Raw genomic sequence first — 24,529 nt, 5'->3', positions numbered from 1 at the left:
CGCACAGCGGCATCGCAATCCGGGTCGGCATCACGACGTGCCGCCGCGCGCCACGCAGAAGTGTCAGTCGACCCGTTCCATGTCGAAGATCTGCCGGTCCGAGAACGCCATGAACCAGCCGGTTCTCGAGGTAAAGCCCTTGTCCGGCAGCTCGGTGCCCGGCGCCACCCGGCACAGCACGAACGCCGCCGACGATGCGCATTGCAGGCCCGCGCCGGCCGGCACGCCCGGAAACAGGCCGGCCTGCTCGAAACCGGCGAGCGGCAACAGCGCCAGGCCCTCGCCCTGGAACATCGCCAGCCAGCCGCGGCCTTCGGCACGCACGGTGAGCTGCGCGCCGGCCGGCATCGTGCCGGCGTCGCCGGCCGGGCGATAGGTCCCGCTGAGGCCGTCGGCCTGCGCGGCACCGGCGCCCAGCGCGAGGATCAGCGCGGACAGGACCAGCACCGCGCGGCGGCTCATCCCAGCACCTCGTCGACCTCGCCGTAGAGGTCGTGCTCGTCGCTGCCCATGATCGCGACATCGACGAAGTCGCCCGGCTGCAGGCCGGCGTCGCGCCCGTCCTGGATCTGCACGACGCCGTCGATCTCGGGCGCGTCGCCCATCGAGCGCGCGATCGCGAGATCGCCATCGACCGCATCGACCAGGCAGGTCTGCACGGTGCCGACCTTGGCCTCGAGCCGCGCGGTCGAGATCTCCGCCTGCTTCTCCATGAAGCGCGCGAGGCGCTCCTGCTTCACCGCTTCGGGCACCGGGTCGGGCAATGCATTGGCCGTCGCGCCAGTGACCGGCGAGTAGGCGAACGCGCCGACGCGGTCGAGCTGCGCCTCGTCGAGGAAGTCGAGCAGCTGCTGGAAATCGTCCTCGGTCTCGCCGGGGAAGCCGACGATGAAGGTGCTGCGGATCGTCAGTTCCGGGCAGATCTCGCGCCAGCGCGCGATGCGCTCGCGGGTCTTGTCGATCGCGCCCGGGCGCTTCATCAGCTTGAGAATGCGCGGGCTGGCGTGCTGCAGCGGCACATCGAGATACGGCAGCAGCTTCGGCATGCCGTCGGCGTGGCGCTCGGTCATCAGCGGGATGATGTCGTCGACGTGCGGATACGGATACACGTAATGCAGGCGCGTCCACACGCCGAGTTCCGACAGGCCCTCGCACAGCGCCTTCATGCGCGTGGCGTACTGGCGCTCGCGCCAGGTGCGCTCGGCGTAGCGCACGTCGACGCCGTAGGCCGAGGTGTCCTGCGAGATCACCAGCAGTTCGCGCACGCCGCCGCGCACCAGCTTCTCGGCTTCGCGCAGCACGTCGTCGACCGGGCGCGAGACCAGATCGCCGCGCATCGACGGAATGATGCAGAAGCTGCAGCGATGGTTGCAGCCTTCGGAAATCTTAAGATACGCGTAGTGCTTGGGCGTCAGCTTGATGCCGATGTCGTCGGCCGCCGCGCGGCGCGGCACCAGATCGAGAAACGGGTTGTGCGTCTGCGGCGCCGCCGAGTGCACCGCGCGCATCACCGAGCCGTAGTCCTGCGGGCCGCTGATCGACAGCACACCGGGATGCGCCTCGCGGATCACCTCTTCGCGCTTGCCCAGGCAGCCGGTGACGATGACCTTGCCGTTCTCGGCGATAGCCTCACCGATCGCGTCCAGCGATTCGGTCACCGCCGAATCGATGAAGCCGCAGGTATTGACGACGACGACGTCGGCATCGTCGTAGCTGGGCACGATGTCGTAGCCCTCGACCCGCAACTGGGTGAGGATGCGTTCGGAATCGACGAGGGCTTTCGGACAGCCGAGACTGACGAAACCGACCTTGGGATTGGCTGCGGACATGGGGACCGTGGCTGGACAGGAAGTGGGGGCCGGTGCGCGGACGGGCGGCGGCGCGGCCTGCGCCGGCCGGCAATGCGCACGGGTCGCGCAGTATACCGCCGGTGTTCCACCGCCCGCGGCCGGGGGCCCCGGGCTCGGTTAGACTCGGGCCGGTCAGGTGAACACGCCGGAGATCGCCATGGGTCGGGACATCGTCGTCGCCACGCCATCCGGTCCGGTCGCTGCCTGGCGCGCCGACCCGCCGTACAAGGCGGCCGCCAAGGGCGCCATCGTCGTGATCCAGGAGATCTTCGGCGTCAACGCGCACATCCGCAGCGTCGCCGACGGCTATGCCGCCGCCGGTTACGTCGCGATCGCGCCCGCCCTGTTCGACCCGGTGGCCCGCAACGTCGAGCTCGGTTACGACGCCGACGGCTTCAAGCGGGGGCTGGCCCTTGCCGGTGAACTGGGCCTGGATGCGGCGGTCGGGATCGTCCGCGCGACGCGCGACCTGTTACAGCAGGACGGACACCGCCAGATCGCGGTCATCGGCTTCTGCTGGGGCGGCACCGTGGCGTTTCTCGCCAATACACGGCTCGGCCTTGCGGCGGTGAGCTATTACGGCGCGCGCACCGTGCCCTTCCTCGACGAACCCCTGCAGGCGCCGATGCTGTTCCATTTCGGCGCCCACGACAGCGCCATTCCCGCCGCCGACATCGAGGCGCACCGCCGTCACCAGCCCGATGCCGAGCTCCACGTGCACCCGGCCGGCCACGGCTTCAACCGCGACGTCGACCCCACGCATTACGACGCCGACGCGGCGGCCGAGGCACGCCGGAAGACCATGAGATTCCTCGCCACAGCCCTGCGCTGAAGGACGGACCGCCATGCCCCTGTCTGCCCGTTACGCCCTCGACCCGCGCCTCGCGGACGACACCCACCCTCTCGCCACCCTGGACCTGTGCGAGGTGCGGCTGATGGACGATGCCAACTATCCGTGGCTGGTGCTGGTGCCGCGGGTGGCCGACGCGCGCGAGCTCATCGATCTGGATGCGGCGCAGCGGCGAACCCTCACCGACGAGATCGATCTCGCCGCGCGTGCGCTTCGGGACGCGTTCCGGCCGTTCAAGCTCAACGTCGCGGCCCTCGGCAATCTGGTGCCGCAACTGCACGTGCACGTGATCGGGCGCAACCAGGACGATCCCGCGTGGCCCGCACCCGTCTGGGGCCGGGTCGCCGCGCGGCCCTACTCGCCCGAGCAGCTGATCGAGCGGATCAGCGTGCTGCAGGCCGCACTTCCGCGCTGAGTCGGCGCGCGCGGACGACGCGCATGCCAGTGCCGACATCGTGACCACAGCGGCGGTCCCGGCGGAGACGCATGCAGACGCCATGAGCACGAGCCGCGTGCCCATCCACGCCATCGCGGCGATCGCCTGAATCGGAAGGTCGCGCATGAAGATCGCCCGCGACGCGGCGATCGGCCGGCCATCCAGCGTGACCATGCGGATACCCGGCAGGCGCTTTACCCAGATCTGGCCGCCTGCCTATGTGTGCATCGCCACGAACACCTTCGGGCTGACGACCCGCCACACCAGTTGCAGGCCCATACCGACGTGTTGCCCGCCGCGCGGCCTCGATCGCAGGGGAGGTCTCGCCACCCCGCCACATCGATGGATCAAGACGGCGACGACGATCAACGCATCGACATCACTGCGGCCAGGCGAAGCTCGCGACCCGCAGACAGCGGTGGCGCTTCATCGCGCTGCGATGGCGCCGGCGCCTGCTGCGCCTTGAACGCTGCCCACGCAGCGTCCTTGCGTGACAGATCCGACGATCAGGTCCGCGGCAGCGTGACCCCGGTCTGGCCCTGGTACTTGCCGCCGCGGTCGCGGTACGACGTCTCGCAGACTTCGTCGGACTGGAAGAACAGCATCTGCGCCACGCCCTCGTTGGCGTAGATGCGCGCCGGCAGCGGCGTGGTGTTGCTGAACTCGAGCGTCACGTGCCCTTCCCACTCCGGCTCCAGCGGGGTGACGTTGACGATGATGCCGCAGCGCGCATACGTGCTCTTGCCGAGGCACACCACCAGCACGTCGCGCGGAATGCGGAAGTACTCGACCGTGCGCGCCAGCGCGAAGGAGTTCGGCGGGATAATGCATTCGTCGGCCTCGACGTCGACGAAGCTGCCCGGATCGAAGTGCTTCGGGTCGACGATCGTCGAGTTGATGTTGGTGAAGATCTTGAACTCGCGCGAGCAGCGCACGTCGTAGCCGTAGCTCGACGTGCCGTAGCTGACGATCCGTTGCCCGTCCGCCTGCTTGACCTGCCCCGCCTCGAACGGCTCGATCATGCCGCCGGGCTGCTCGGACATGCGGCGGATCCAGCGGTCGCTTTTGATGGTCATGCAGGCTCCTGTGCGCGGGGCGCGCGGCGGGGTCCGCATTGTATGTCAGGCCCTGGCGCGGCATGGGCAGCCAAAAAAATCCAGTCTAGGACGGCCGCCAGCATCGGGAGCAGCTCCGTGACCGTGTGGCGCATCGGTATCGTGCGTCGAAGCTCGGCGGTGGGCGCGCTGAACGTCATCGCATCGAGCAGTCTGTGTATCACCTCGTCGCCACTGATCCCGAGGATCACCGCACCGAGGATCCGGCCCGCGGCATGTTCCACCGGCTACATGGAACCCTGGGTCTCGCCGTTCTCGACCGCGCGCCCGACCAGCGCCATGGGCCAGATCGCCACGCGCACCGGGTGACCAGCGCCACGGGCCGCGCGCTCCGTCATGCCGTCCTGGCCAAGCGGCGGGTGATACACAGCGTGTAGGCCGTGAGGCGACCCCGACGCGGCGCGCACCGTCGAACAAATTGGCCGCGGCGATCCACGCGCTTCGGCCCGCATCAATGCACATGCCCAGGCAGTGCAGCCAACCCGCGGCCTGGCGGGTCAATCCATTCCACTCCTGTAACGGACAATTCGATCTGGCTGTTAGTCAATATCTGGCGGCCCAAGGAGGGACTAGCGGCGACATTACGGTAGTGTTAAGTTTTCGAGGCGCCATTCTGCGCCCGTTCATATAACGCTGGGGACACAAACGATGAAGAACAGGGGAATTGTCTTGACCCGCAGTCCGCTGAGCTCGGCCTTGCTGATCGCACTGATCGCGACGACCGGCTCTGTCGCGGCACAGGCGCAGGAAGCCGCGAGTCAGGAAGAAGAAGGTGTGGCCGAAGTGACCGGACCGCGCACGGCCACTGATTTGGATACGGTCGTCGTCACAGGCTCGCGCATCCGTCGCGCCGGGTTCGACACGCTTGAACCGGCCACAGTGGTCACCCGCGAACAGATCCAGGCGCAGGGCTTGACGAACGTCGCAGACGCGCTCAATCGAACCCCAGGCTTCGCCGGAAGTCTGACCCCCGACGGTGGCCAGTCGTCCTTTAACGTCGGCACCAACTTCATCAATCGTTTCAATCTCGGGACGAATCGCTCGCTGACGCTCGTGAACGGCCGGCGCTTCGTGTCAAGCAATCCCGCAACTCAGTTCAGCGGCGTAGCCGCCGGTCTGCAGGTCGACCTCAACGCGATCCCCACTCACATGGTGGAACGCATCGAGAACGTCGCCGTAGGCGGTGCACCTACGTATGGCTCGGACGCAATCGCCGGCGTGACCAACGTGATCCTGCGCCGGGATTACGAAGGCGCGGCCTTCAACATGGGCTATGGGGTAACCGAGCGTGGCGACAATGACCGCTTCAATTTCTCCGGCCTCATTGGTGCCAACTTCGGCGAGAACGATCGCGGCAACATCACGTTCTCGATCTCTTATGACAAAGTGGATGGCGTACTCGGTACCGAACGTGAGTTCATCGCCCGCCAGGTCGGCAATGTCACCAATCCGCTGGCCTCCCAGGTCGCACCAGGTCGCACGCCCGCAAATGATGGCCGCCTGAACCCCAATACTCCGTTCAACACCGGCGGCTTGATGGCATCCCCAACGCCGTACTGATCCGGGACTCACGCATCTATGCGCTGACACCCGGCGGCGTCCTGCTCAATCCCGCTGCAACCTACAAGGCAGGCACCGGCAATACGGTGCTCAACGGCTTTGGTGCCGGCAACAACACGTACCTGCAGTTCGATCCGTCCGGCAATCTTGTCTCCTACAACCCCGGCATCGGATTCAACCAGCAGAGCGCGAGCGGCGGTGACGGCTGGAACCTGGCAGAGCACACCCAGCTGACGTCGGAACTCGAGCGGAAGACCGTCAATCTCAACACCCGATGGAACATCGTTGACGGCGTCGATGTCTTCTTCGAGGGACTTCATTACCAGGCTGACGCAGTCGAGCTCGTCGACCAGACGCCATTCCAGTCGACATTGTTCGGAGGAACCAGCGGCGCCCTGCGTGTAAGCGCTACGCATCCGCTCCTCACCCAACAGGCTCGTGACACACTGACCTCCCTCGGAATCACCAGCTTCGGTCTTGGCCGGGCATCGCGCGACCTCTATAACAACGCATCCAGCAGCAGCACGAAGCTGAGCCGGGCAGTCGTCGGCTTCGATGGCTCCTTCGAACTCGCCGACCGAGTCTTTTATTGGGAGGCTTACAGCAACTATGGTCGCAGCGAATCGTTCAATTTCGGCACCGGCCTGAATCAGCAGCGTTTTGTCAACGCGATCAATGTCACGCGCAATGCGCTGGGGCAGCTGGTGTGCGACCCGCTTGCCCGCAACGCCACCTATCTCACACCGGGAAGCAACGGGTTTGCAGGTGGACCCGTTCCCGTCGCCGATCCGAACTGTGTCCCGTTGGATCTCTTCGGCGAGGGGCGTCCCAGTGACGCAGCGCTCCGCTACGTCACCTATCCGACCCGTGCGAGGTCGCTGCTGGAACAGCAGGTCTACAACGCGAACATCTCGAGCTCGCTGTTCGATCTGTGGAGTGGCCCACTCCTGTACAGCTTGGGATACGAACGGCGTATCGAACGCGGCTCGTTCGAACCGGACGCAGCGCTCAACGCGGGCCTCGGAAGAAGTGTGCCCATTACCCCGCTGCGGGGCCAGTACGGGACCAAGGAATGGTTCGGCGAGCTGATCATCCCGCTCGTCGACCCCTCCAGCAACATCCCCGGCCTTCAGAAGCTGGAACTGGTCGGAAAGTATCGCAACGTCGAGAACGAAGTGAACGGCGAGTTCGATACCTACACCTATGGCTTGCAGTGGAAGCCATTCAACGACGTTGAAGTGCGCAGCAACTTCACACGCTCGCTTCGCGCCCCTGCGATCACCGAGTTGTTCTTGCCGATCTCGAGTGCATTCAGTCAAGTTCCTGATTCTTGCGACTCACGCAACATCTCGGGTGGAACGAAGCCCGACGTACGTCGTCAAAACTGCGCAGCGTTTCTTCAGTTCTATGGACTTCCTGCAGGAGGCTTCACCTCGACGGCAGTGGGTGCGACCATTCCGATCACCACGGGCGGCAACCCGAGCCTGGCGAACGAATCTGCGGATTCCTACAGCTACGGCTTCACATGGGCACCCTCTTGGGACGCACTTCGTGGGTTCGTGTTCTCAGCCGACTACTACAACATCGACATCAGCGGCGTGATCGCATCGCTGACCACGACGAATGTCGCCGAAGCTTGTTTCGACAATGAGAACTTCAACACTTCAGACATTCCGAATGCGAACTTCTACTGCAGCTTGATCACGCGACGCGCTGATGGTCAGATCGACTCCGTGCAAACCGGCTATGTCAACGGCGAGTTCACCCGGCTGGAAGCATATAGCGCGGAAATGCGTTACGGCTTTGATACCGACCGTCTCGGACGCTTCGACTTCGGAGCGTCGGCTTACTTCCCGACGAACTACGAGACCTCGGTCACCGGCATCGTCGTGACCGACTTCACCAGCACCTCGAACATCCAGCGAAGCTACCAGCTTGATACTCGTTGGGGTTACAACAACTTCTCGGTCGGCCTGTCGGCTTATCACACGCCTAAAACCCAGTACACGAATACTCAGACCGTGGAAACACGTGAAACCTTGTTTCTCGACAAGTACTGGCTCGTCAACGGAAGCGCGAGCTACCGACTCAACGACAAGACTCAGCTCAGGTTCGCGGTTACAAACCTGTTCGATCGCGACCCTCCGTTCCCGTCAACAGGGGCGGGCACCGGCTACGACATTTTGGGCCGTCGCTATCACCTCTCCATGGAATGGCAGTACTGAGCGTCGGCGACTGAAAGGCCGTCCTGTGTTTCAAAGGAGCCCCGCCTCACGGCGGGGCTTTTTTTCAGCGCGACTTTGATCCATCACCACAGATACCATTCCTGAACCTTGCCTGCGACGATGAGCGAACGGTGACGAGGCAATCGCTCAGGCGCAGGTCCCGGAGACCAGCTCTCCAGAGCATTCGACGGAAGTCCTTTGATGAGACCCGGAATTTCGGTCGTCGTGAGCACCTATGACCAACCAAGATGGCTGGCGCTCTGCCTGGCTGGACTATCGAGGCAGGACTATCCCAATTTCGAGGTTCTGATCGCGGATGACGGATCGGCGGACAGGACTCGACGACTAATTCGCGCGGCCTCCCGCCGATCCGGGTTTCCGATCAGACATGTCTGGCAGGAGGACCGTGGCTTCAGGAAGTGCCGCGCCCTGAACGCCTGCATCCGGGTCGCCGCATTCGACTACGTGGTCTTCATCGACGGGGATTGCGTTCCGAGGGAGGACTTCCTCTCGACGCATGAACGTTTGCGGAGAAGGAATCGCTTTCTTTCAGGCGGCTACTACAAGCTGTCTGCAAGCACCAGTGCGCAGCTCACACTGGATGCTGTTCTGAGCGGCGCCTGCTTCGAACCTGGTTGGCCGCCGGAACGCGGGCCTGATAGAGCGAGGCGTGCATTGAAGCTCACTCGGTCCTCGACATTGGCGTGGCTCGCGGACACGGTGAGCACTGCGCGCGCGAGCTGGAACGGACACAACGCATCAGCGTGGCGCGAGGACCTTTACCGCGTGAACGGTTTTGACGAACGAATGGGCTATGGAGGCGAAGATCGCGAACTCGGAGAGCGCCTGGAACGTCTCGGGGTCAACGGACTTCGCATCCGATATCGCACCCCTGTGTTTCACCTCGCGCACGAACGCAGCTACATCGATTCGTCTCATCCGGTCGTGAATGCACGCATCAGGGCAGAGGGGCAGCGGAATCAGGCGCTCAGGACCGAACACGGGATCAATCTTCATCAGTAGCTGGGATCTTATTCCAGGCTGAGAAGAATTCCGGCTGCTGCTTTCGGGCGGGCTTCGAGACGAGTAAGCAGCGCCAGGGCGGCTTGACGATACGCTGTAGACGCGGGCGACTCCGGCGCCGACACCACGATCGGCACGCCCGCATCCCCCTGCTCGCGGATGCCGATCTCGAGCGGCAGCGAACCCAGCAGCGGCACGCCGTACTGCGCCGCCATGCGCTCGCCGCCGCCGTTGCCGAACAGGTGCTCGACATGACCGCACTTCGAGCAGACGTGCTGGGCCATGTTCTCCACCAGGCCCAGCACGGCGACTTCGACCTTTTCGAACATCTTCAGCGCCTTGCGCGCGTCGAGCGTGGCCACGTCCTGCGGCGTGGTCACGATTACCGCGCCGGCGACCGGAATCTTCTGCGACAGCGTCAGCTGGATGTCGCCGGTGCCCGGCGGCAGGTCGACCAGCAGATAGTCGAGCCCTTCGTCACCGCCCCACAGCGTGTCGTTGAGCAGCTGCGTCAGCGCCGAGGTCGCCATCGGTCCGCGCCAGATCATCGGCGTGTCCGACTCGACCAGGAACCCGATCGACATCGCCTCGATGCCGTGCGCGCGCATCGGCAGGATCGACTTGCCGTCCGGACTGTCCGGCTTGCCCGACAGCCCCAGCATCGTGGGCACGCTCGGGCCGTAGACGTCGGCGTCCAGAATGCCGACGCGCGCACCGTCGGCCGCCAGCGCGAGCGCCAGGTTGACCGCCGTCGTCGACTTGCCCACGCCGCCCTTGCCCGACCCGACGGCGAGGATGTTGCGGATGCGGGGATGGGGAGACAGCGCGCCTTGCGGCGCGCGCGCGACGGCGCGGAGGGACATGGCGATCCAACGTGATGGAAGCAGGCCGTCATTCTAGTGGGGGCGGCCGTTCCGCGCCGGGTGCTGAACGACGTGACAGCACTTCGACGCCCCTGCATCGGATCGGCTATAACTCCGCCACCTGCGCGGGCAAGCCTGCCGAGTCGTCGCAGTCCTTGAGGGAGGAGACCGATGTTGAAGAACAAGATGGGATGGCTGGCGCTCGTCGCACTGCCGCTGATGCTGGCCTCGCTGTCGGCGTCGGCGCAGTCGCCGGTCGGCCGCTGGAAGACGATCGACGACAAGACCGGCCAGGTGAAGTCGATCGTCGAGATCACCCAGGCCGCCAACGGCACGCTCAGCGGCCGCGTGGCCCAGGTGCTGCAGTCCGACCGGGGCCCGAACCCGACCTGCGACAATTGCAGTGGCGAGCGCCGCAACCGGCCGATCACCGGCATGACGATCCTCTGGGATCTGCGCCCCGACGGCAGCGAGTGGTCGGGCGGCACGATCCTCGATCCGGCCAACGGCAAGACGTACCGGTCGAAGGCCAAGCTGCTCGACGCCAACCGGCTCGGCGTGTCGGGCTGCGTGGCCTTCATCTGCCGCGAGCAGGTCTGGCAGCGCGAGTGATGCGCGCAGGTCGAGCCGACAGGCCGACCACAGAGGCCCGGCGATTGCCGGGCCTTTTTTATGGCGACTGGCACGCGGCGTACGTGATCGCTCGGCAGCGCGCCGCCGGCCGGGCGCGCCGGTGCAGCGTGCGATAATCCCGGACCGCTCCCCACCGCCACGTTTATGCCCCGCCAGCTGCTCGTCACCACCGCCCTGCCTTATGCCAACGGCCCGTTGCACCTCGGCCATCTGGTCGGCTACATCCAGGCCGACATCTGGGTGCGGGCGCGGCGCATGGACGGCGACACGGCGCACTTCGTCTGCGCCGACGACACCCACGGCACGCCGATCATGCTGGCGGCCGAAAAGGCCGGGCGCACGCCGGAAGACTTCATTTCCGGCATCCAGGCCGGGCACGAGCGGGATTTCGCCGACTTCAGCGTCGCGTTCGATCATTACGATTCGACCCACTCGGCCGGAAACCGCGAACTGGTCGAGACGATCTATGCGCGCCTCGACGCCGGTGGCCACATCGCGCGCCGCGACGTGGCCCAGCTCTTTGATCCGGTACGCGGGATGTTCCTGCCCGACCGCTACGTCAAGGGCACCTGCCCGAAGTGCGGCACACCGGACCAGTACGGCGACAACTGCGAGCACTGCGGCGCGACCTATTCGCCGAGCGACCTGATCGATCCGGTATCGGTGGTCAGCGGCGCGACCCCGGAGCTGCGCGAGTCCGAGCATTTCTTCTTCGAACTGGGCCATTTCGAGGCCTTCCTGCGCGAATGGCTCGCGGGCGATGTGGCCGTGTCCGGCGTCAAGGCGAAACTGGCCGAATGGCTCGACGGCGACGGCGGCCTACGCGCCTGGGACATCTCGCGCGATGCGCCGTATTTCGGCTTCGAGATTCCGGGCCATCCGGGCAAGTTCTTCTACGTCTGGCTGGACGCGCCGATCGGGTATCTCAGCAGCTTCAAGGCGCTGTGCGCGCGCAAGGGCATCGACTTCGCCGCGTGGCTCGCCGCCGATGCCGCCACCGAACTGCATCACTTCATCGGCAAGGACATCGTCAACTTCCACGGCCTGTTCTGGCCGGCGATGCTGCACGGTGCGGGCCTGCGCGTGCCGACGCGGCTGCACGTCAACGGCTATCTGACCGTCGACGGCGCCAAGATGTCGAAGTCGCGCGGGACGTTCGTGATGGCGCGCACCTATCTCGACCAGGGGCTCGATCCCGAGGCGCTGCGTTACTACTACGCGGCCAAGTCCTCGGGCGGGGTGGACGATCTTGATCTCAACCTCGGCGACTTCATCGCCCGGGTCAACGCCGATCTCGTCGGCAAGTTCGTCAATCTCGCCAGCCGCTGTGCGGGCTTCATCGGCAAGCGCTTCGAGGGCCGCCTGGCCCCGGCCCTGCCGGAGCCGGCGATGTACGTGCGCTTCCTCGAGGCTCTGGTGCCGGTGCGCGAAGCCTATGCGCGCAACGAGCCGGCCAGCGTGCTGCGCCAGGTGATGGCGCTGGCCGACGAGGCCAACCGCTACATCGACGAGCGCAAGCCCTGGGTCATCGCCAAGCAGGAGGGCGCCGATGCCGAGCTGCAGGCCGTCTGCACCCAGGGCCTGAACCTGTTCCGCGTGCTGGCGACCGCGCTGCGCCCGGTGCTGCCGCGCACCGCGGCCGACGTCGAGTGCTTCTTCGGCGCCGACGCCGCGCAGTGGAGCGCGATCGACGCGCCGCTGCTGGATCACGTCATCCAGCCCTACGCCCCGCTGTTCACCCGAATCGACCCCAAGCAGATCGACGCCATGACCGACGCCTCCAAGGACACCCTCGCCGCCGCTCCGGCCGCGCCCGCCGCCGCCGCGAACACGCCGGCTGCGGCGCCGCCCGCAACGCCGAAGGCGCCAGACGCCGATGCGCCTGCGCACATCTCGATCGACGATTTCGCGAAGCTCGACCTGCGCATCGGCAAGGTCGTCGCCTGCGAATTCGTCGAAGGCTCGGACAAGCTGCTGCGCTTCGAACTCGACGCCGGCGACCTCGGCACCCGCCAGATCTTCTCCGGCATCCGCGCCAGCTACGGCGCGCCGGACGCGCTGGTCGGCCGCAACGTGGTCTTCATCGCCAACCTCGCGCCGCGCAAGATGCGCTTCGGTATCAGCGAAGGCATGATCCTGTCCGCCGGGTTCGACGGCGGCGCGCTTGCGCTGCTGGATGCCGACGCCGCCGCGCAGCCGGGCATGCCGGTCCGCTGACGGCCCGCGGCCGCGCGGGCTCGAGTCCGAGCGCCGCCGGCTGCACGTCCGCGCAGTTGCACGCATCGCCCCGATGCACGCCGATCCGCCTCTGGCCGAACGTCTCGATCGACTGCTGCCGCAGACCCAGTGCGGCCAGTGCGGCTTCGACGGATGCCGGCCGTATGCCCAGGCGATGGCGGCGGGCACAGCGGATGTCGACCGCTGTCCGCCCGGCGGTGATGCGGGCGCACGCGCGCTGGCGCGCGTGCTCGACGTTCCCGTACGGCCCTACGATCGATCACGCGGCACGTTCCACGCGGCGATCCGCGTGGCTCTGGTCATCGAAGCCGATTGCATCGGCTGCACGAAGTGCATCCAGGCCTGCCCGGTCGACGCGATCGTCGGCGGTTCCAAGCTGATGCACACCGTCGTCGAACCGCTGTGCACCGGCTGCGAGCTGTGCGTGCCCGCGTGCCCGGTGGACTGCATCGAGATGATCGCGCCCTGACGGACGGCGCGTCAGCGCGCGCTGACCTCGCCCGGCACGGCCACGCCGGCCTTGCAGACCGAGCACACCCGTTCCACCGCATAGCCCTTCGCCGCGAGCTTCTCCACCACACCGTCCTCGCCGAGCAGGTGCAGAGCGCCCACCACGACGAGAATGGTGCCGGGCTGCTGCAGCATCTGCTCCAGCTTCGGCAGCCAGGCGTCGTTGCGGCTGGTGTTGATGCGGGCGTAGAGCGCGGGCGAACGCGTGCGCATGTCGCCGGCCATTCCGGTCCACAGGGCGTCGGCATCGCCCGCACGCCAGGTCGAATGCAGCGCCTCGATGGCCTCTGGTCCGGCGTCCGCCTGATCCAGCGCCTCGAGCAGCATCTGCACCTGGTCGGGCCGCGCCATGCCGTCGAGGAACTCGATCTGCTGCGCGGCGGTTTCCAGTCCGGCGGTCGGCGTGCCGGCCTCGCGGGCGCGCCGCGCCAGATGCACGTCGAGCCCGTACTGCGCCTGCAGTCCGTAGCGCCCGAGTTCGGTCGTCGTCACCAGCAGCGAGGCGAACCAGGGCTCGAACAACTGGAACGCCTGGGTGCCCAGACCCGTCGCCTGCAGCGTCGTCTGGTTCGTCTGGCCCCACGTCGCGAGCCGCGCGACGGCCTCGCGCGGCAGGTCGTCGTCCAGCCGGCTGCCGTCGGTGCGCAGCCCGGCCTGCATCATCTGCATCGCCAGTGTCGGCGAGCCGAGCTCCTCGGGCGAGAGTTCGAACACCACCTCGTCGGCGGTGACCAACGCCTGTTCGACCTCGTCGGCCAGCGGATAGTCGTCTGGCGTCAGGAAGTGGAACGAGCCGAGCAGATACAGGTCGCCTGCTTCGCCCGCGACACGCCACAGCAGCGGCACCGGCGGCGTGACCGGCACCTCGGCGATGAGCGGCACATCCCCGGTCTGCGCGGCGTCCGGTCCGGCCACCGGCACGTCGGCGATGTACGGCACCCCGGGGCGCTCGGCCAGCACCGCACCGCCGACCAGCAGCAACAGGGCGACGGCGAGCGACGGAAGAACACGCGGAAAACGGCGATGCGACATGGAAACTCCGGAGACGACGCGCTCAGCGCGGCATGCGATAGGCCTGTTCGCCGGCCTCGATCGCGAGATCGAGACGGTTTCCATCCGGCGGCAGCGGACAGGTGGCGAACGCGGTGAAGGCGCAGGGGGGATTGTAGGCGCGGTTGAAATCGAGCACGACGCGGCCACTCGCCGTTGGCGCGGCGGTGTCGAGATAGCGCCCGGCGCTGTAGCTGCCGCGGCCGCTGGTGCGATCGGCGAGGATCAGGAACAGGCCGCCATCAGCGCCCTCGAGCGCCTGAAGCGAGTACGCCACGCCCTCGCGCTCGAACGTGACCGTGCCCGGCGAGCGCGTCGGTTCGACCATGCCGAGGATGTTGGCGATATCGATGCGCATGTCGGGCGCCGCAGGGGTGAACTGCGCTTCGATCTGCCAGCCGCGGTCGATCGGCCAGTACTCGATGCCCGAGAAGCGTCGGCGCGCCTCGGCGTCCGCATGGCGCACGCGCACGAAGGCGGCGCCGCCGCGCTCGATGATCGACAGCGCACCGCGTTGTTCGTCGAATTCGAGCAGGTCCGGCGCACCGTCACGATCGCTGCGCAGCGGCACGCGGCCGGTCACCGGCTCACCCGCCAGCGTGAGCGCGACACCGCGTTCGGGCGTGAACGCATAGGTGCCGTCGTCGCTCTGCAGCAGACCGAGCCGGGCTGGACCGTGGGCCAGCCGGATCCCGCTTCCGGGCGCGCTGCCGATGAAGTGCGAGCGCAATTCGATCCGGTGCAGACCGGTCAGGCCAGTCCAGCCATCGGGCGCGATGAGCGCTTCCTCGCGCCGCATCCGCGCGACCTGGGTGCGCTGGGCGAATTCGGCATCCAGCCGCTCGGATTCGACCTGCGCGGCCGGGTCGTCCGCCGCGTCGGACGACGCGCCGCAGCCGGCGAGCAACAACACAGCCGCCAGGCAACATGTGTTTACGTGCGTCGATACCGGCATCTCAGCGCCCCCTCAGGAACCAGCGGTCGATTTCGGCCAGCGGGAAGTGCGCCCAGGTCGGCCGCCCGTGATTGCATTGCCCCGAGCGTTCTGTGGCTTCCATCTGTCGCAGCAGGGCGTTCATTTCAGGCACGGTGAGGCGACGGTTCGCACGCACCGCGCCGTGGCAGGCCATCGTCGACAGTAGCTCGTCGCGCGCGGCGCGCACGCGACGGCTTTCGCCGTGTTCGCGCAGATCGGCCAGTACATCGCGCAGCAGCGCCTCGGTGTCTCCCTGGGCGAGGAGCGCCGGCACGCTGCGCAGGATCAGCGACTGCGGACCGCTGCGCGAGACTTCGAAACCCAGCTCGGCGAGCGTGGCCGACTCCTGCTCGGCGACGTCCGCCTCGCGCTCCGACACCGCGACCGTCTGCGGCACCAGCAGCGGCTGCAGGCGCACGCCATCACCGTCGTGCGCGCGCTTCAGGGATTCATAGCCGATGCGTTCGTGCGCGGCGTGCATGTCGACGACGATCAGGCCGTCGGCGGCCTGGCTGAGGATGTAGATGCCGTGCAGTTGCGCCACCGCATAGCCGAGCGGCGGCACGAGCGTGGCGCCGTCCTGCGCCGTCACGTCGGCGCCCGCGCCCGACACCGCGTCGTATGGGGTCGTGGACACATCGACCGTCGAGGCGCCGCCGTAACCGTCACCATAGAGACTCGCGTAGGCCGCGCGGGCCTCGTCGACGCGCAGTGACAGATGCGACTGCGGCATCGGTCGCGACCAGGCCGCGGATGGCGCGCCGGTCGCGGTGCCGCCGGGCCTGGCGGTCGGCGATTCGAAAACATGGGCATCGGTGGCGGACACGGCCTGCCCCGCGCGGGTCGCGGCGAGGGCCTCGTGCAGCGTGCGGTAGACGAAATCGTGGATCAGCCGCGCATCGCGGAACCGCACTTCGTGCTTGGCCGGATGCACATTGACGTCGACCCGGGTGGGGTCGAGTTCGAGGAACAGCACATAGGCCGGCTGGCGCCCGTGATACATCACGTCCGCATAGGCCTGGCGCACCGCGTGCGCCACGCTGCGGTCGCGGATCGAGCGGCCGTTGACGTAGAGATACTGCTGATCGGCACTCGCGCGCGAATACGCCGGCGCCGCGATCCAGCCGTGCAACTGCAGGCCCGCCGCCGCGTGTTCGACACGCAATGCGGCATCGGCGAAGTCGCGCCCGAGGGTTTCCGACAGGCGCGCATCCGAGAACAGGCTGTCCTCGCCCTTGTAGCGGCGCGAGGGCTTTCCGTTGTGGCTCACCCGCAGTTCGACATCGGGTCGCACCAGCGCCAGCGCGCGCAGCCACTCCTCGATGTGCCCGAGTTCGGTGCGTTCGGCGCGCAGGAACTTGCGCCGTGCCGGCACGTTGTAGAACAGGTCGCGCACTTCGACGGTGGTGCCGCGGGGATGCGGCCGCGGCGTGAGCTCGCCTACGGTGCCGCCGTCGACCTGCAGCATCGAGCCGTGCTCGGCGTCGTCGCGCCGCGAGGCCAGCGTGAACCGGCTCACCGACGCGATCGACGGCAGCGCCTCGCCGCGAAATCCGAGCGTGGCCACCGATTCCAGATCGTCGAGCGAGCCGATCTTGCTCGTCGCATGGCGCGACACCGCCAGTGCCAGTTCCTCCGGCGGAATCCCGCCGCCGTCGTCGCGGATCCGGATCAGGCGTACGCCGCCTTCCTCGAGGTCGATATCCACCCGTCGGGCGCCGGCATCGAGCGCGTTCTCGACCAGTTCCTTGACCACCGACGCGGGCCGTTCAACGACCTCGCCGGCGGCGATCTGGTTGATCAGGATGTCGGGAAGCTGGCGGATCGGCACGGGCATCTCGGCGCGGCGCGCGCGTCAGGAAACGGCCCCCGATGATACCGGCCGCGCCAGGCCGCAGGGTCCGTTACTGATGTCCGCTACTGATGTCCGTCACTGACGCGCGACGCGACCGAGCCGCCGCGCTCGCGCGATCAGGGGCTGCCGCCTGCCTGCTGGGCCGCGGCCGCAGCGCGCGCGGCGTACAGCGTGCCCGGGGGCGGCTGGTTGGTGAAGAAGGCATTGATGCCGTCGAGCACCGCGGTGGCGATCCGGCGCTGATGGCCGGAGTCGAGCAGACGCTTTTCTTCGTCCGGGTTCGAGATGAAGCCGGTCTCGACGAGCATCGCCGGCATGTCGGCATTGCGCAGCACGGCGAAGTTCGCGTATTCCACGTTCGGCTTGTGGGTCTTGCCCAGCGCGCGCAGGCCGGTCAGCACGTGCTCGGCGGCATCTTGCGATGCTTTCATGTGGCCGCTCTGCGCGAGGTCGAGCAGCACCGAGGACAGCGTGTCGCGTTCCAGTCGCACGCCGCCGACGAGATCGGCGTTGTTCTCGCGGTCCGCCAGCCAGCGGGCCTGCTGCGACGACGCCCCGCGCGTCGACAAGGTGTACACCGACGAGCCGTACGCCGCGCGGTTCAGCGCGGCATCGGCATGGATCGAGACGAACATGTCCGCCCTCGCCTGGCGTGCGCGGCGCGCACGCTGCGGCAGTTCGACGTAGGAATCGTTGTCGCGGATCAGGTGCGCGCGCATGCCCGGCGTGGCGTTGATCTGGCGCGCGAGTTCACGCGAGATCGCCAGCACGACGTGTTTCTCATAAGTGCCGGCCGGGCCGATGGCCCCGGGATCCTGACCGCCATGGCCGGCATCGATCGCGATGACCAGCGGACGCATGGCCGAGGTCATGACCGGCGGCGCGGGCGTACGCGAGGACGGCGCAGGTGTGGCGACCGGCTCGGGGCGCGTGGCGACGGGCGCCGGTGCGACGGCGGGCGTCGGCGCCGGGGTTGCAGACGGTGCGGGCGCGGTCACGGCGGCGTTTGCACCCGGCGTCGGCGCTGTCGCTGCGGCCGCCGTCGCCTCCTGCTGGCGCATGGACTCGATCAGGCGCGAGGTGGCGTCGTTGGACGCAGGCGCAGGGTCGACCGGCGCAGACGGTGGTGGCGTGGCGGCCACGGCCGGGGGACTGACGGCCGCCGCACCCTGCGCCGCGATCCGGGCGATGGGATCGGCCTCGCCGTCGCCGGGCCATTGCAGGACCAGACGGACGCCATCGGGCCCGTCCTCCAGCCGCGGCGTCATCGCCACGGTGGCGCTGGCCAGATCGAAGACGATCCGCGTGGTGCCGGCGACCGGCTGGCCACTGCGCACGGCCTTGACGATGCCCTGCCCCGCCGGCAATGCAATGCCGCCGCGCAGGCGCGTGCCGGGCAGATCGACGACCAGACGGTCGGGATTGGCCAGCGGAATCACCTTGTACTCGGCCCGGGCGTCGAGCCGGAGCTCGGCAGAGGTCCCGGTCGGGCCGCTGCGCACGTCGACGCCGCGCAACTCGGCGCCGTAGGCCAGGTTCCAGCACAGCGCCACGAGCAGCGCGAGCGCCAGCAAGGCCTGAGACAGATTGATCCCCCGGATGCGCATGCGGCCTAGTCAATCACCGCTGGCAGGACAATGCAATACGTTTTTCCTTGCAAATCCGCAGCCTGCACATCCTTCCTGTGGTTTCGGTTCAGGAAGCCGGTCCAACTAGCGGCCGAGCGGCGATCCGGTCCAGCCAGGTCTGCCCGGCCGCGCTCGCCGGTTCGATCACGAGGCGACGCCCGCTGCCCGCCTGCGCCAGCACGATCCGCAGGTCCGCTGGCGGCAACGCGGACGCACCCCGGTCGGGCCATTCGATCAGCCACAGCGCAGCGGCCACGTCGTCGAGGCCGAGGAATTCCAGTTCGCCGACATCGCCGATCCGGTAGAGATCCAGATGCAGGGCCTCGCCGCCGGGGACCGGATAGCGCTCCACCAGGGTGTAGGTCGGGCTGCGGACCGTGCCGGTCACCCCGAGCGCGCGCAGCCAGCCGCGTGCCAGCGTCGACTTGCCCGCGCCCAGATCGCCGGCGAGATGCACCACCGCCGAAGTGGGTGCTGTCGCGGCCAGCGCCTTGGCGAAGGCCACCGTGGCGGCTTCGTCGGGAAGCATCCAGCCGGTGCGGTCTCCGGTCATCACGGCGCGTCCGGGTTGGCGAGGGGGCGGAGGGCGGCCAGCAGATCCGTTGGACGCAGACCGCGCTCGCCACCGGTGCGCGCGGCGACGTCGCCGGCCGCAGCGTGCAGCAGTGCGCCGCACACGGCCGCCGCGTCCGGCGCCAGGCCCTGGGCACGCAGCGCGGCAATCATGCCGGTCAGCACGTCGCCCATGCCGCCGGTCGCCATGCCGGGGTTGCCGGCGGCGATCAGCCACGGCATGCCCCCGGGGTCCGCGACCAGGGTGCCGGCCCCCTTGAGCACGACGACGGCCGACCAGCGCGCCGCCAATGCGCGCACTGCGGCCGGACGATCGCGCTGCACCTCGGCCGTGCTGCAGCCGAGCAGTCGCGCGGCCTCGCCCGGGTGCGGCGTGAGAATCGTGCCGTCCGGAAGCGGCCGCGGCGCGCCTGCGAGCAGGTTCAGTGCATCGGCATCCAGCACCAGCGCGGGCGCCGCATCGAGCACATCGGCGTACAGGCCGTGCGCCCAGGCGCCGCGCCCGAGCCCGGGGCCGAGCGCGACCACATCCGCCGATTCCAGCAGTCCGGCAAGCGCGGCGTCGGTGCCGACCGCGCTGGCCATGGCCTCGGGACAGCGGGCCAACAGCGGCGCGACATGTGCCTCGCGGGTGGCCACGTTGACCAGGCCGGCGCCCGTGCGCAGCGCGGCCTCGGCCGCGAGCAGCACCGCACCGCCGAACCCGTGATCGCCGCCCACGCAGAGCACGCGGCCGGACGCGCCCTTGTGGCTGTTGCGGGCACGCGGCCGCAGCCAGTGCGCGAGATCCGCGACGACGACGCGCCGCGCCGCCGGGGTCGTGGCCGCCACGTGGGCGGGGTCGACGCCCAGCCCGTCCAGCGACAAGACGCCGGCGTGGTCACCGCCGTCGCCGGTCTGCAGGCCGATGTGCTCGGCCAGGAATTGCAGCGTGCGGGTGGCGTGCACCGCGGGGCCGGGTGCGCTGCCGCGGTCCGCATCGAAGCCACTGGGCACGTCGAGTGAGAACACGGCACCGTCGGCTGCATTGATCGCGCGCACCAGCGCTACCGCGTCGCCGTCGACCGCCCGCGACAGGCCGATGCCATACAGCGCATCCACCACCACGTCGGCCGCCGGCAGCGCAGCGCCGTCGAATATGGCGACGCGTCCTCCGGCGTCGACGAAGGCCTCGCAGGCCGAACGCGCCAGTGGTGTTCGCGGCGCATCGGAGGCCAGCCGCATCACCTGCACGTCCCGTCCGGCCTCGGCCGCCAGACGCGCGAGCACGTAGCCGTCACCGCCGTTGTTGCCGGGCCCACAGACCACGAGCAGGCGTCGCGCCTGCGGCCAGTGCGCGAGCACACCGCGCCACGCCGCCTGCCCGGCGCGCGCCATCAGCGCGCCCGCGTCGACGGCTCCGTCGAGCGCCGCAGCCTCGATCGCGCGCAGCGCAGCGGCGTCGTACAGCAGCGTGCCGGGGGCGGTCGAAACGGTCGTGGCACAGGGAGCACTCATCGCCCGGATTCTATACTTCGCGCATCGTGAGCCTGCCCCCGTCCGCCATCGACGATGTCGCATGCGCGCCCTCGCCGGCGCACATGGCCGCGCGCGTGCGCGCGATCGCCGCCGACATGGGGTTCCAGCGTTGCGGCATCGCCGGCATCGAACTGGATGAGGACGAAGCGCACCTGCGCGACTGGCTGGCCCGGGGCCTGTACGGCACGATGGACTGGATGGCGCGACACGGCGACCTGCGTGCGCGCCCGGCCGAGCTGCTGCCCGGGACGGTGCGGGTGATCTCGGTCGGTCTGGACTACGGCCGCAACGACGACGACAGCGCCTGGACCACGCTGGCCGACGGCACCCGCGCCTACGTGGCCCGCTACGCACTGGGCCGCGATTACCACAAGCTGATGCGCAACCGGCTGCAGAAATTCGCCGACCGCATCGCCGGCGAATTCGGCGCGTTCGGCCATCGCGTGTTCGTCGACTCGGCGCCGGTGCTCGAGCGCGCGCTGGCACGCAACGCCGGGCTCGGCTGGATCGGCAAGCACACGTGCCTGATCGACAAGGACGGTGGCTCGTGGTTCTTCCTCGGCGAGATCTACGTCGACATTCCGCTGCCGGTCGATGCGCCGGCCACCGCGCATTGCGGCACCTGCACGCGCTGCATCGACGTCTGTCCGACCCAGGCGATCATCGCCCCGCACCGGCTCGACGCCCGGCGCTGCATCGCCTACCTGACGATCGAGCACGAGGGCGCGATCGATCCCGAGCTGCGGCCGCTGATCGGCAACCGCATCTTCGGCTGCGACGACTGCCAGCTGGTGTGTCCCTGGAACAAGTTCGCCAGGCGGACCGACGAACCGGATTTCCGCGCACGCAATGCACTCGACACCGCGACCCTGGCCGAGCTGTTCGCCTGGGACGAGGCCGAATTCCTGCAGCGCACCGAAGGCTCACCGATCCGGCGCAGCGGCCACCGGCGCTGGCTGCGCAACCTCGCGGTCGCACTGGGCAACGCACCGACGACACCCGGCACGCTGGCGGCGCTGCAGGCGCGCCGGCATTCGGGCGACCTGCTGGTCGACGAACACATCGAATGGGCGCTGGCGCGGCACGGCATCGCGTGACCCAACGCGTGGTCACCGCGCGGGCTGAGTGTCGCGAGCGTCCCGCGGACACCGCGGCCGAGGCGCTGCCCGGCGGCTCAGGCCCCGGGCGCGAGCCGCGCCATCAACGCGACATCGACATAGCCGCCATCCCGCAGCGCATAGCCGCGGGCGACGCCTTCCCGCACGAAGCCGTGACGGGTGTACAGCGCGATCGCCGCAGTATTGTCGAGATACACCTCGAGCTCGATCCGGCGCACCCCGTGCCAGCGTTCCGCGGTGTCGAGCGCCGCCGCCAGCAGGGCGCGGCCGATGCCTTCGCCGCGACGCGTCTCCGACACGGCCATGCCGAGGTTCGCGACATGCCGGCGTCGGGGATGCTGGAGCACCTCGAATCCGGCGGCGCCGACCACCGTACCGGCGTCCTCGGCGACCAGCTGGACCACGTGCGCCGGCATGCCGGACAAGCGCCGCATCCACGCATCCAGCGACGGGTACGGCGGCTGCAAGGTGCCGGCATAGGCCGGTGTCTCTGAAAACAGCGCGTACAGGCCGGCGGCATCCGCCGGCTCGGCATGGCGGATGCGGATGCCTGCGCTCACCCGTGCGCGGTGCGTGCGCGGATCTCGTCCAGCAGCGCGCGCGTGACCGGATCGGCCACCTCGACGTCCTCGCCCTGCACGGCCGGGAGCAGCTCGCCGGCGATGCGCTTGCCGAGTTCCACGCCCCACTGGTCGAAGGCGTTGATCCCCCACAGCACCGACTGCGCGTAGACGCTGTGCTCGTAGAGCGCGATCAGCGCACCGAGGCTGCGCGGCTCGAGCCGGTCGAGCAGCAGCAGCGTCGACGGCCGGTTGCCGGGGTAGGACTTCTGCGGGTCTTCGGCCTGGTAGCCGTTGGCCAGCGCCTCGGTCTGCGCCAGCAGGTTCGACAGCAGCGCGGCGTGATTGTCGGCGTGCGGGTGCGCCGGATTGACCACGCCGATGAAATCGGCCGGCACGGTCTGCGTGCCCTGATGCAGCGCCTGGAAGAAGCTGTGCTGGGAATTGGTGCCGGGGCCGCCCCAGAGCACGGGGACGGTGTCGAGGCCGACCGGCACGCCGTCCGGCGTGACCGACTTGCCGAGGCTCTCCATCACCAGCTGCTGCAGGTAGGCCGGCAGCAGCGCCAGGCGCTCGTCATAGGGCAGCACCGCATGCGTCGACAGGCCCAGCCCGTTGCGGTTCCAGATCGCGGTCAACGCGTGCTGCACCGGCAGGTTCTGCGCCAGCGGCGCCTCGAGCACGTGCGCGTCCATGTCGGCCGCGCCGGCCAGCAGCGCGTCGAAGCCGTCCATGCCGACCGCCAGCGCGATCGAGAAACCGACCGCCGACCACAGCGAATAGCGCCCGCCCACCCAGTCCCACATCGGCAGCACGCGCTCGGGCGCGACGCCGAAGGCCTCGGCGCGCGGCACGTTGGCGCTGACGGCGTAGATGCGCTCGCTGCCGCCGAGCCAGTCGCGGACCACGGCGCCGTTGAGCAGGGTTTCCTGGGTGCTGAAGGTCTTCGACACCAGGATCGCCGCGGTCCGCGCAGGCTCCAGCCCCGCGAGCAGGTGCTGGGCATCGCTGCCGTCGACGTTGGTCAGGAAGTGCACACGGAAGCGGCCGGTGCCGAAATCCTTGAGCGCATCGACCACCAGGCGCGGCCCGAGGTCCGAGCCGCCGATGCCGACGTTGACGATGTCGGTGACGTCGGACGCGTCGAGCGCGGCCACGAGGTCGGCCATGCGCGCGCGCGCCGCGGCGGCTTCGGCATGCGCGTCGCGCGCGATCGCCGTGTCCGACAGTGCCGAACGCAGGGCCACATGCAGCGCCGCGCGATGTTCCGAGGTGTTGACCGTGGCGCCGTCGAACAGGCGGCGGAACGCGTCGCGCAGGCCCGCCGCTTCGCCGAGCGCGAGCAAGGCGGTGCGTGCCTCGCCGTCGAGCCGCTGGCGGGCGAAGCTCGCGTAGAGCCCGCCGATGCGCAGTGCGTAGTCGTGCGGGCGCCCGGCATCCGCGGACACCAGGGCCTCGATGCGGGCCTGTGCGAGGCGCCGCGCATGCGGCGCCAGCGTGGAATCGATCCGCTGCGCCGCCGTCGCCATCAGGCGGCCTGCGCCGGGATGGAGTCGTTGGTGTGCGTCATCCGGTTCTGGCGGTCGACGTAGACCAGCTTCGGCTTGAACGCCGCGACCTCGGCCTCGTCCAGCGCGCCGTAGGCGCAGATGATCACCAGATCGCCCACGCCGGCCTTGTGCGCGGCCGCGCCGTTGACCGAGATCACGCCGCTGCCGGCCTCACCGCGGATCGCGTAGGTCGCGAAGCGCTCGCCATTGTTGATGTTGTAGATCTCGATGCGTTCGTATTCGCGGATGCCCGACAGCTCGAGCAGATTGGCGTCGATCGCGCAGGACCCCTCGTAATGCAGTTCGGCATGGGTCACCGAGGCACGATGGATCTTGGCTTTGAGCAGGGTCAGTTGCATGGCGATACGGCCGGAAGGCATCGGGAAACGCGGAAAGTC

At 68.5% G+C, this 24,529-nt stretch carries 24 protein-coding genes; 11 read left to right on the top strand and 13 right to left on the bottom strand.

The features are described 5' to 3' along the window. Positions 1-63: 63 nt before the first annotated feature. A complete protein-coding gene (locus tag ACF3M1_RS05685) occupies positions 64-462 on the bottom strand; it encodes a hypothetical protein (protein WP_394004634.1) in 399 nt (132 codons plus the stop codon). Further along, a complete protein-coding gene (gene rimO, locus ACF3M1_RS05680) occupies positions 459-1,829 on the bottom strand; it encodes a 30S ribosomal protein S12 methylthiotransferase RimO (RefSeq protein WP_394004633.1) in 1,371 nt (456 codons plus the stop codon). The genes ACF3M1_RS05685 and rimO overlap by 4 nt, the downstream gene beginning before the upstream one ends. 178 nt (positions 1,830-2,007) lie before the next feature. Here rimO and ACF3M1_RS05675 point away from each other — a divergent pair, with 178 nt between their 5' ends. The 3 genes from ACF3M1_RS05675 to ACF3M1_RS05665 all read left to right on the top strand — a co-directional run bounded on the left by ACF3M1_RS05675 (position 2,008) and on the right by ACF3M1_RS05665 (position 3,602). Further along, complete coding sequence (locus ACF3M1_RS05675; protein WP_394004632.1) at positions 2,008-2,682, top strand: dienelactone hydrolase family protein; 675 nt, start codon at positions 2,008-2,010, stop codon at positions 2,680-2,682. Positions 2,683-2,695: 13 nt separating this feature from the next. After that, positions 2,696-3,115, top strand: coding sequence for an HIT domain-containing protein (locus ACF3M1_RS05670; RefSeq protein ID WP_394004631.1), 420 nt, complete (start codon positions 2,696-2,698; stop codon positions 3,113-3,115). Between the two features lie 145 nt (positions 3,116-3,260). After that, positions 3,261-3,602, top strand: coding sequence for a hypothetical protein (locus ACF3M1_RS05665; protein WP_394004630.1), 342 nt, complete (start codon positions 3,261-3,263; stop codon positions 3,600-3,602). A 40-nt stretch (positions 3,603-3,642) separates the two neighbouring features. On the opposite strand, the gene dcd is transcribed toward ACF3M1_RS05665, so the two are convergent. After that, positions 3,643-4,212, bottom strand: a complete 570-nt coding sequence (gene dcd, locus ACF3M1_RS05660; RefSeq protein WP_394004629.1) for a dCTP deaminase — start codon at positions 4,210-4,212, stop codon at positions 3,643-3,645. 117 nt (positions 4,213-4,329) lie between these two features. Here dcd and ACF3M1_RS05655 point away from each other — a divergent pair, with 117 nt between their 5' ends. From ACF3M1_RS05655 to ACF3M1_RS05640, 4 genes are all read left to right on the top strand, one after another. After that, the gene (locus tag ACF3M1_RS05655) at positions 4,330-4,560 is read left to right on the top strand and encodes a hypothetical protein (protein WP_394004628.1); all 231 of its coding nucleotides are present in this window, start codon (positions 4,330-4,332) and stop codon (positions 4,558-4,560) included. Between the two features lie 387 nt (positions 4,561-4,947). Further along, positions 4,948-5,811, top strand: coding sequence for a TonB-dependent receptor plug domain-containing protein (locus tag ACF3M1_RS05650; protein WP_394004627.1), 864 nt, complete (start codon positions 4,948-4,950; stop codon positions 5,809-5,811). 86 nt (positions 5,812-5,897) lie between these two features. Beyond that, positions 5,898-8,036 (top strand): TonB-dependent receptor domain-containing protein, encoded by a 2,139-nt coding sequence (locus tag ACF3M1_RS05645; RefSeq protein ID WP_394004626.1) that lies wholly within the window; start codon positions 5,898-5,900, stop codon positions 8,034-8,036. A 225-nt stretch (positions 8,037-8,261) separates the two neighbouring features. Then, complete coding sequence (locus tag ACF3M1_RS05640; RefSeq protein WP_394004625.1) at positions 8,262-9,059, top strand: glycosyltransferase family 2 protein; 798 nt, start codon at positions 8,262-8,264, stop codon at positions 9,057-9,059. A gap of 8 nt (positions 9,060-9,067) precedes the next feature. On the opposite strand, the gene apbC is transcribed toward ACF3M1_RS05640, so the two are convergent. Continuing rightward, the gene (gene apbC / locus ACF3M1_RS05635; protein ID WP_394004624.1) at positions 9,068-9,922 is read right to left on the bottom strand and encodes an iron-sulfur cluster carrier protein ApbC; all 855 of its coding nucleotides are present in this window, start codon (positions 9,920-9,922) and stop codon (positions 9,068-9,070) included. A 171-nt stretch (positions 9,923-10,093) separates the two neighbouring features. Here apbC and ACF3M1_RS05630 point away from each other — a divergent pair, with 171 nt between their 5' ends. The 3 genes from ACF3M1_RS05630 to rnfB all read left to right on the top strand — a co-directional run bounded on the left by ACF3M1_RS05630 (position 10,094) and on the right by rnfB (position 13,262). Beyond that, on the top strand, positions 10,094-10,534 hold the full coding sequence (locus ACF3M1_RS05630; protein WP_394004623.1) for a DUF2147 domain-containing protein: 441 nt from the start codon (positions 10,094-10,096) through the stop codon (positions 10,532-10,534). A gap of 165 nt (positions 10,535-10,699) precedes the next feature. Then, positions 10,700-12,772, top strand: a complete 2,073-nt coding sequence (metG, locus tag ACF3M1_RS05625) for a methionine--tRNA ligase (protein ID WP_394004622.1) — start codon at positions 10,700-10,702, stop codon at positions 12,770-12,772. A gap of 73 nt (positions 12,773-12,845) precedes the next feature. After that, positions 12,846-13,262, top strand: a complete 417-nt coding sequence (rnfB, locus tag ACF3M1_RS05620) for an Rnf electron transport complex subunit RnfB (protein WP_394004621.1) — start codon at positions 12,846-12,848, stop codon at positions 13,260-13,262. Between the two features lie 11 nt (positions 13,263-13,273). Here rnfB and ACF3M1_RS05615 read toward each other — a convergent pair whose 3' ends face one another. From ACF3M1_RS05615 to ACF3M1_RS05590, 6 genes are all read right to left on the bottom strand, one after another. Beyond that, on the bottom strand, positions 13,274-14,335 hold the full coding sequence (locus ACF3M1_RS05615; RefSeq protein ID WP_394004620.1) for a TraB/GumN family protein: 1,062 nt from the start codon (positions 14,333-14,335) through the stop codon (positions 13,274-13,276). A gap of 22 nt (positions 14,336-14,357) precedes the next feature. Further along, a complete protein-coding gene (locus ACF3M1_RS05610) occupies positions 14,358-15,308 on the bottom strand; it encodes a DUF1684 domain-containing protein (RefSeq protein WP_394004619.1) in 951 nt (316 codons plus the stop codon). Between the two features lies 1 nt (position 15,309). After that, positions 15,310-17,166, bottom strand: a complete 1,857-nt coding sequence (mutL, locus tag ACF3M1_RS05605) for a DNA mismatch repair endonuclease MutL (RefSeq protein WP_394004618.1) — start codon at positions 17,164-17,166, stop codon at positions 15,310-15,312. A gap of 134 nt (positions 17,167-17,300) precedes the next feature. After that, positions 17,301-18,791 carry an N-acetylmuramoyl-L-alanine amidase gene (locus ACF3M1_RS05600; RefSeq protein WP_394004617.1) on the bottom strand — a complete coding sequence of 497 codons (1,491 nt, stop codon included), beginning with the start codon at positions 18,789-18,791 and terminating at the stop codon, positions 17,301-17,303. Positions 18,792-18,879: 88 nt separating this feature from the next. Next, positions 18,880-19,365 (bottom strand): tRNA (adenosine(37)-N6)-threonylcarbamoyltransferase complex ATPase subunit type 1 TsaE, encoded by a 486-nt coding sequence (gene tsaE / locus ACF3M1_RS05595; RefSeq protein WP_394004616.1) that lies wholly within the window; start codon positions 19,363-19,365, stop codon positions 18,880-18,882. Then, complete coding sequence (locus ACF3M1_RS05590) at positions 19,365-20,882, bottom strand: NAD(P)H-hydrate dehydratase (RefSeq protein ID WP_394004615.1); 1,518 nt, start codon at positions 20,880-20,882, stop codon at positions 19,365-19,367. The genes tsaE and ACF3M1_RS05590 overlap by 1 nt, the downstream gene beginning before the upstream one ends. 83 nt (positions 20,883-20,965) lie before the next feature. On the opposite strand from ACF3M1_RS05590, the gene queG reads away from it, so the two are divergent. After that, positions 20,966-22,000 carry a tRNA epoxyqueuosine(34) reductase QueG gene (gene queG / locus ACF3M1_RS05585; RefSeq protein WP_394005192.1) on the top strand — a complete coding sequence of 345 codons (1,035 nt, stop codon included), beginning with the start codon at positions 20,966-20,968 and terminating at the stop codon, positions 21,998-22,000. A 77-nt stretch (positions 22,001-22,077) separates the two neighbouring features. Here queG and ACF3M1_RS05580 read toward each other — a convergent pair whose 3' ends face one another. Genes ACF3M1_RS05580 through panD form a run of 3 tightly spaced genes read right to left on the bottom strand, consistent with a single transcriptional unit; the run spans position 22,078 to position 24,490 of the window. Then, entirely contained in the window at positions 22,078-22,581 is a 504-nt protein-coding gene (locus ACF3M1_RS05580; RefSeq protein ID WP_394004614.1) for a GNAT family N-acetyltransferase, read from the bottom strand. Further along, the gene (pgi, locus tag ACF3M1_RS05575) at positions 22,578-24,110 is read right to left on the bottom strand and encodes a glucose-6-phosphate isomerase (RefSeq protein WP_394004613.1); all 1,533 of its coding nucleotides are present in this window, start codon (positions 24,108-24,110) and stop codon (positions 22,578-22,580) included. The genes ACF3M1_RS05580 and pgi overlap by 4 nt, the downstream gene beginning before the upstream one ends. Further along, entirely contained in the window at positions 24,110-24,490 is a 381-nt protein-coding gene (gene panD / locus ACF3M1_RS05570; RefSeq protein ID WP_096209592.1) for an aspartate 1-decarboxylase, read from the bottom strand. Before panD ends, pgi begins: the two co-directional genes overlap by 1 nt. Between the last annotated feature and the right edge of the window lie 39 nt (positions 24,491-24,529).

It is taken from the genome of Luteimonas sp. WGS1318 (genome assembly GCF_043187535.1).
Taxonomy (GTDB): domain Bacteria; phylum Pseudomonadota; class Gammaproteobacteria; order Xanthomonadales; family Xanthomonadaceae; genus Luteimonas.
Note: the sequence above shows the minus strand (reverse complement) of the source record. Positions and strands in the feature narration are given on the sequence as shown.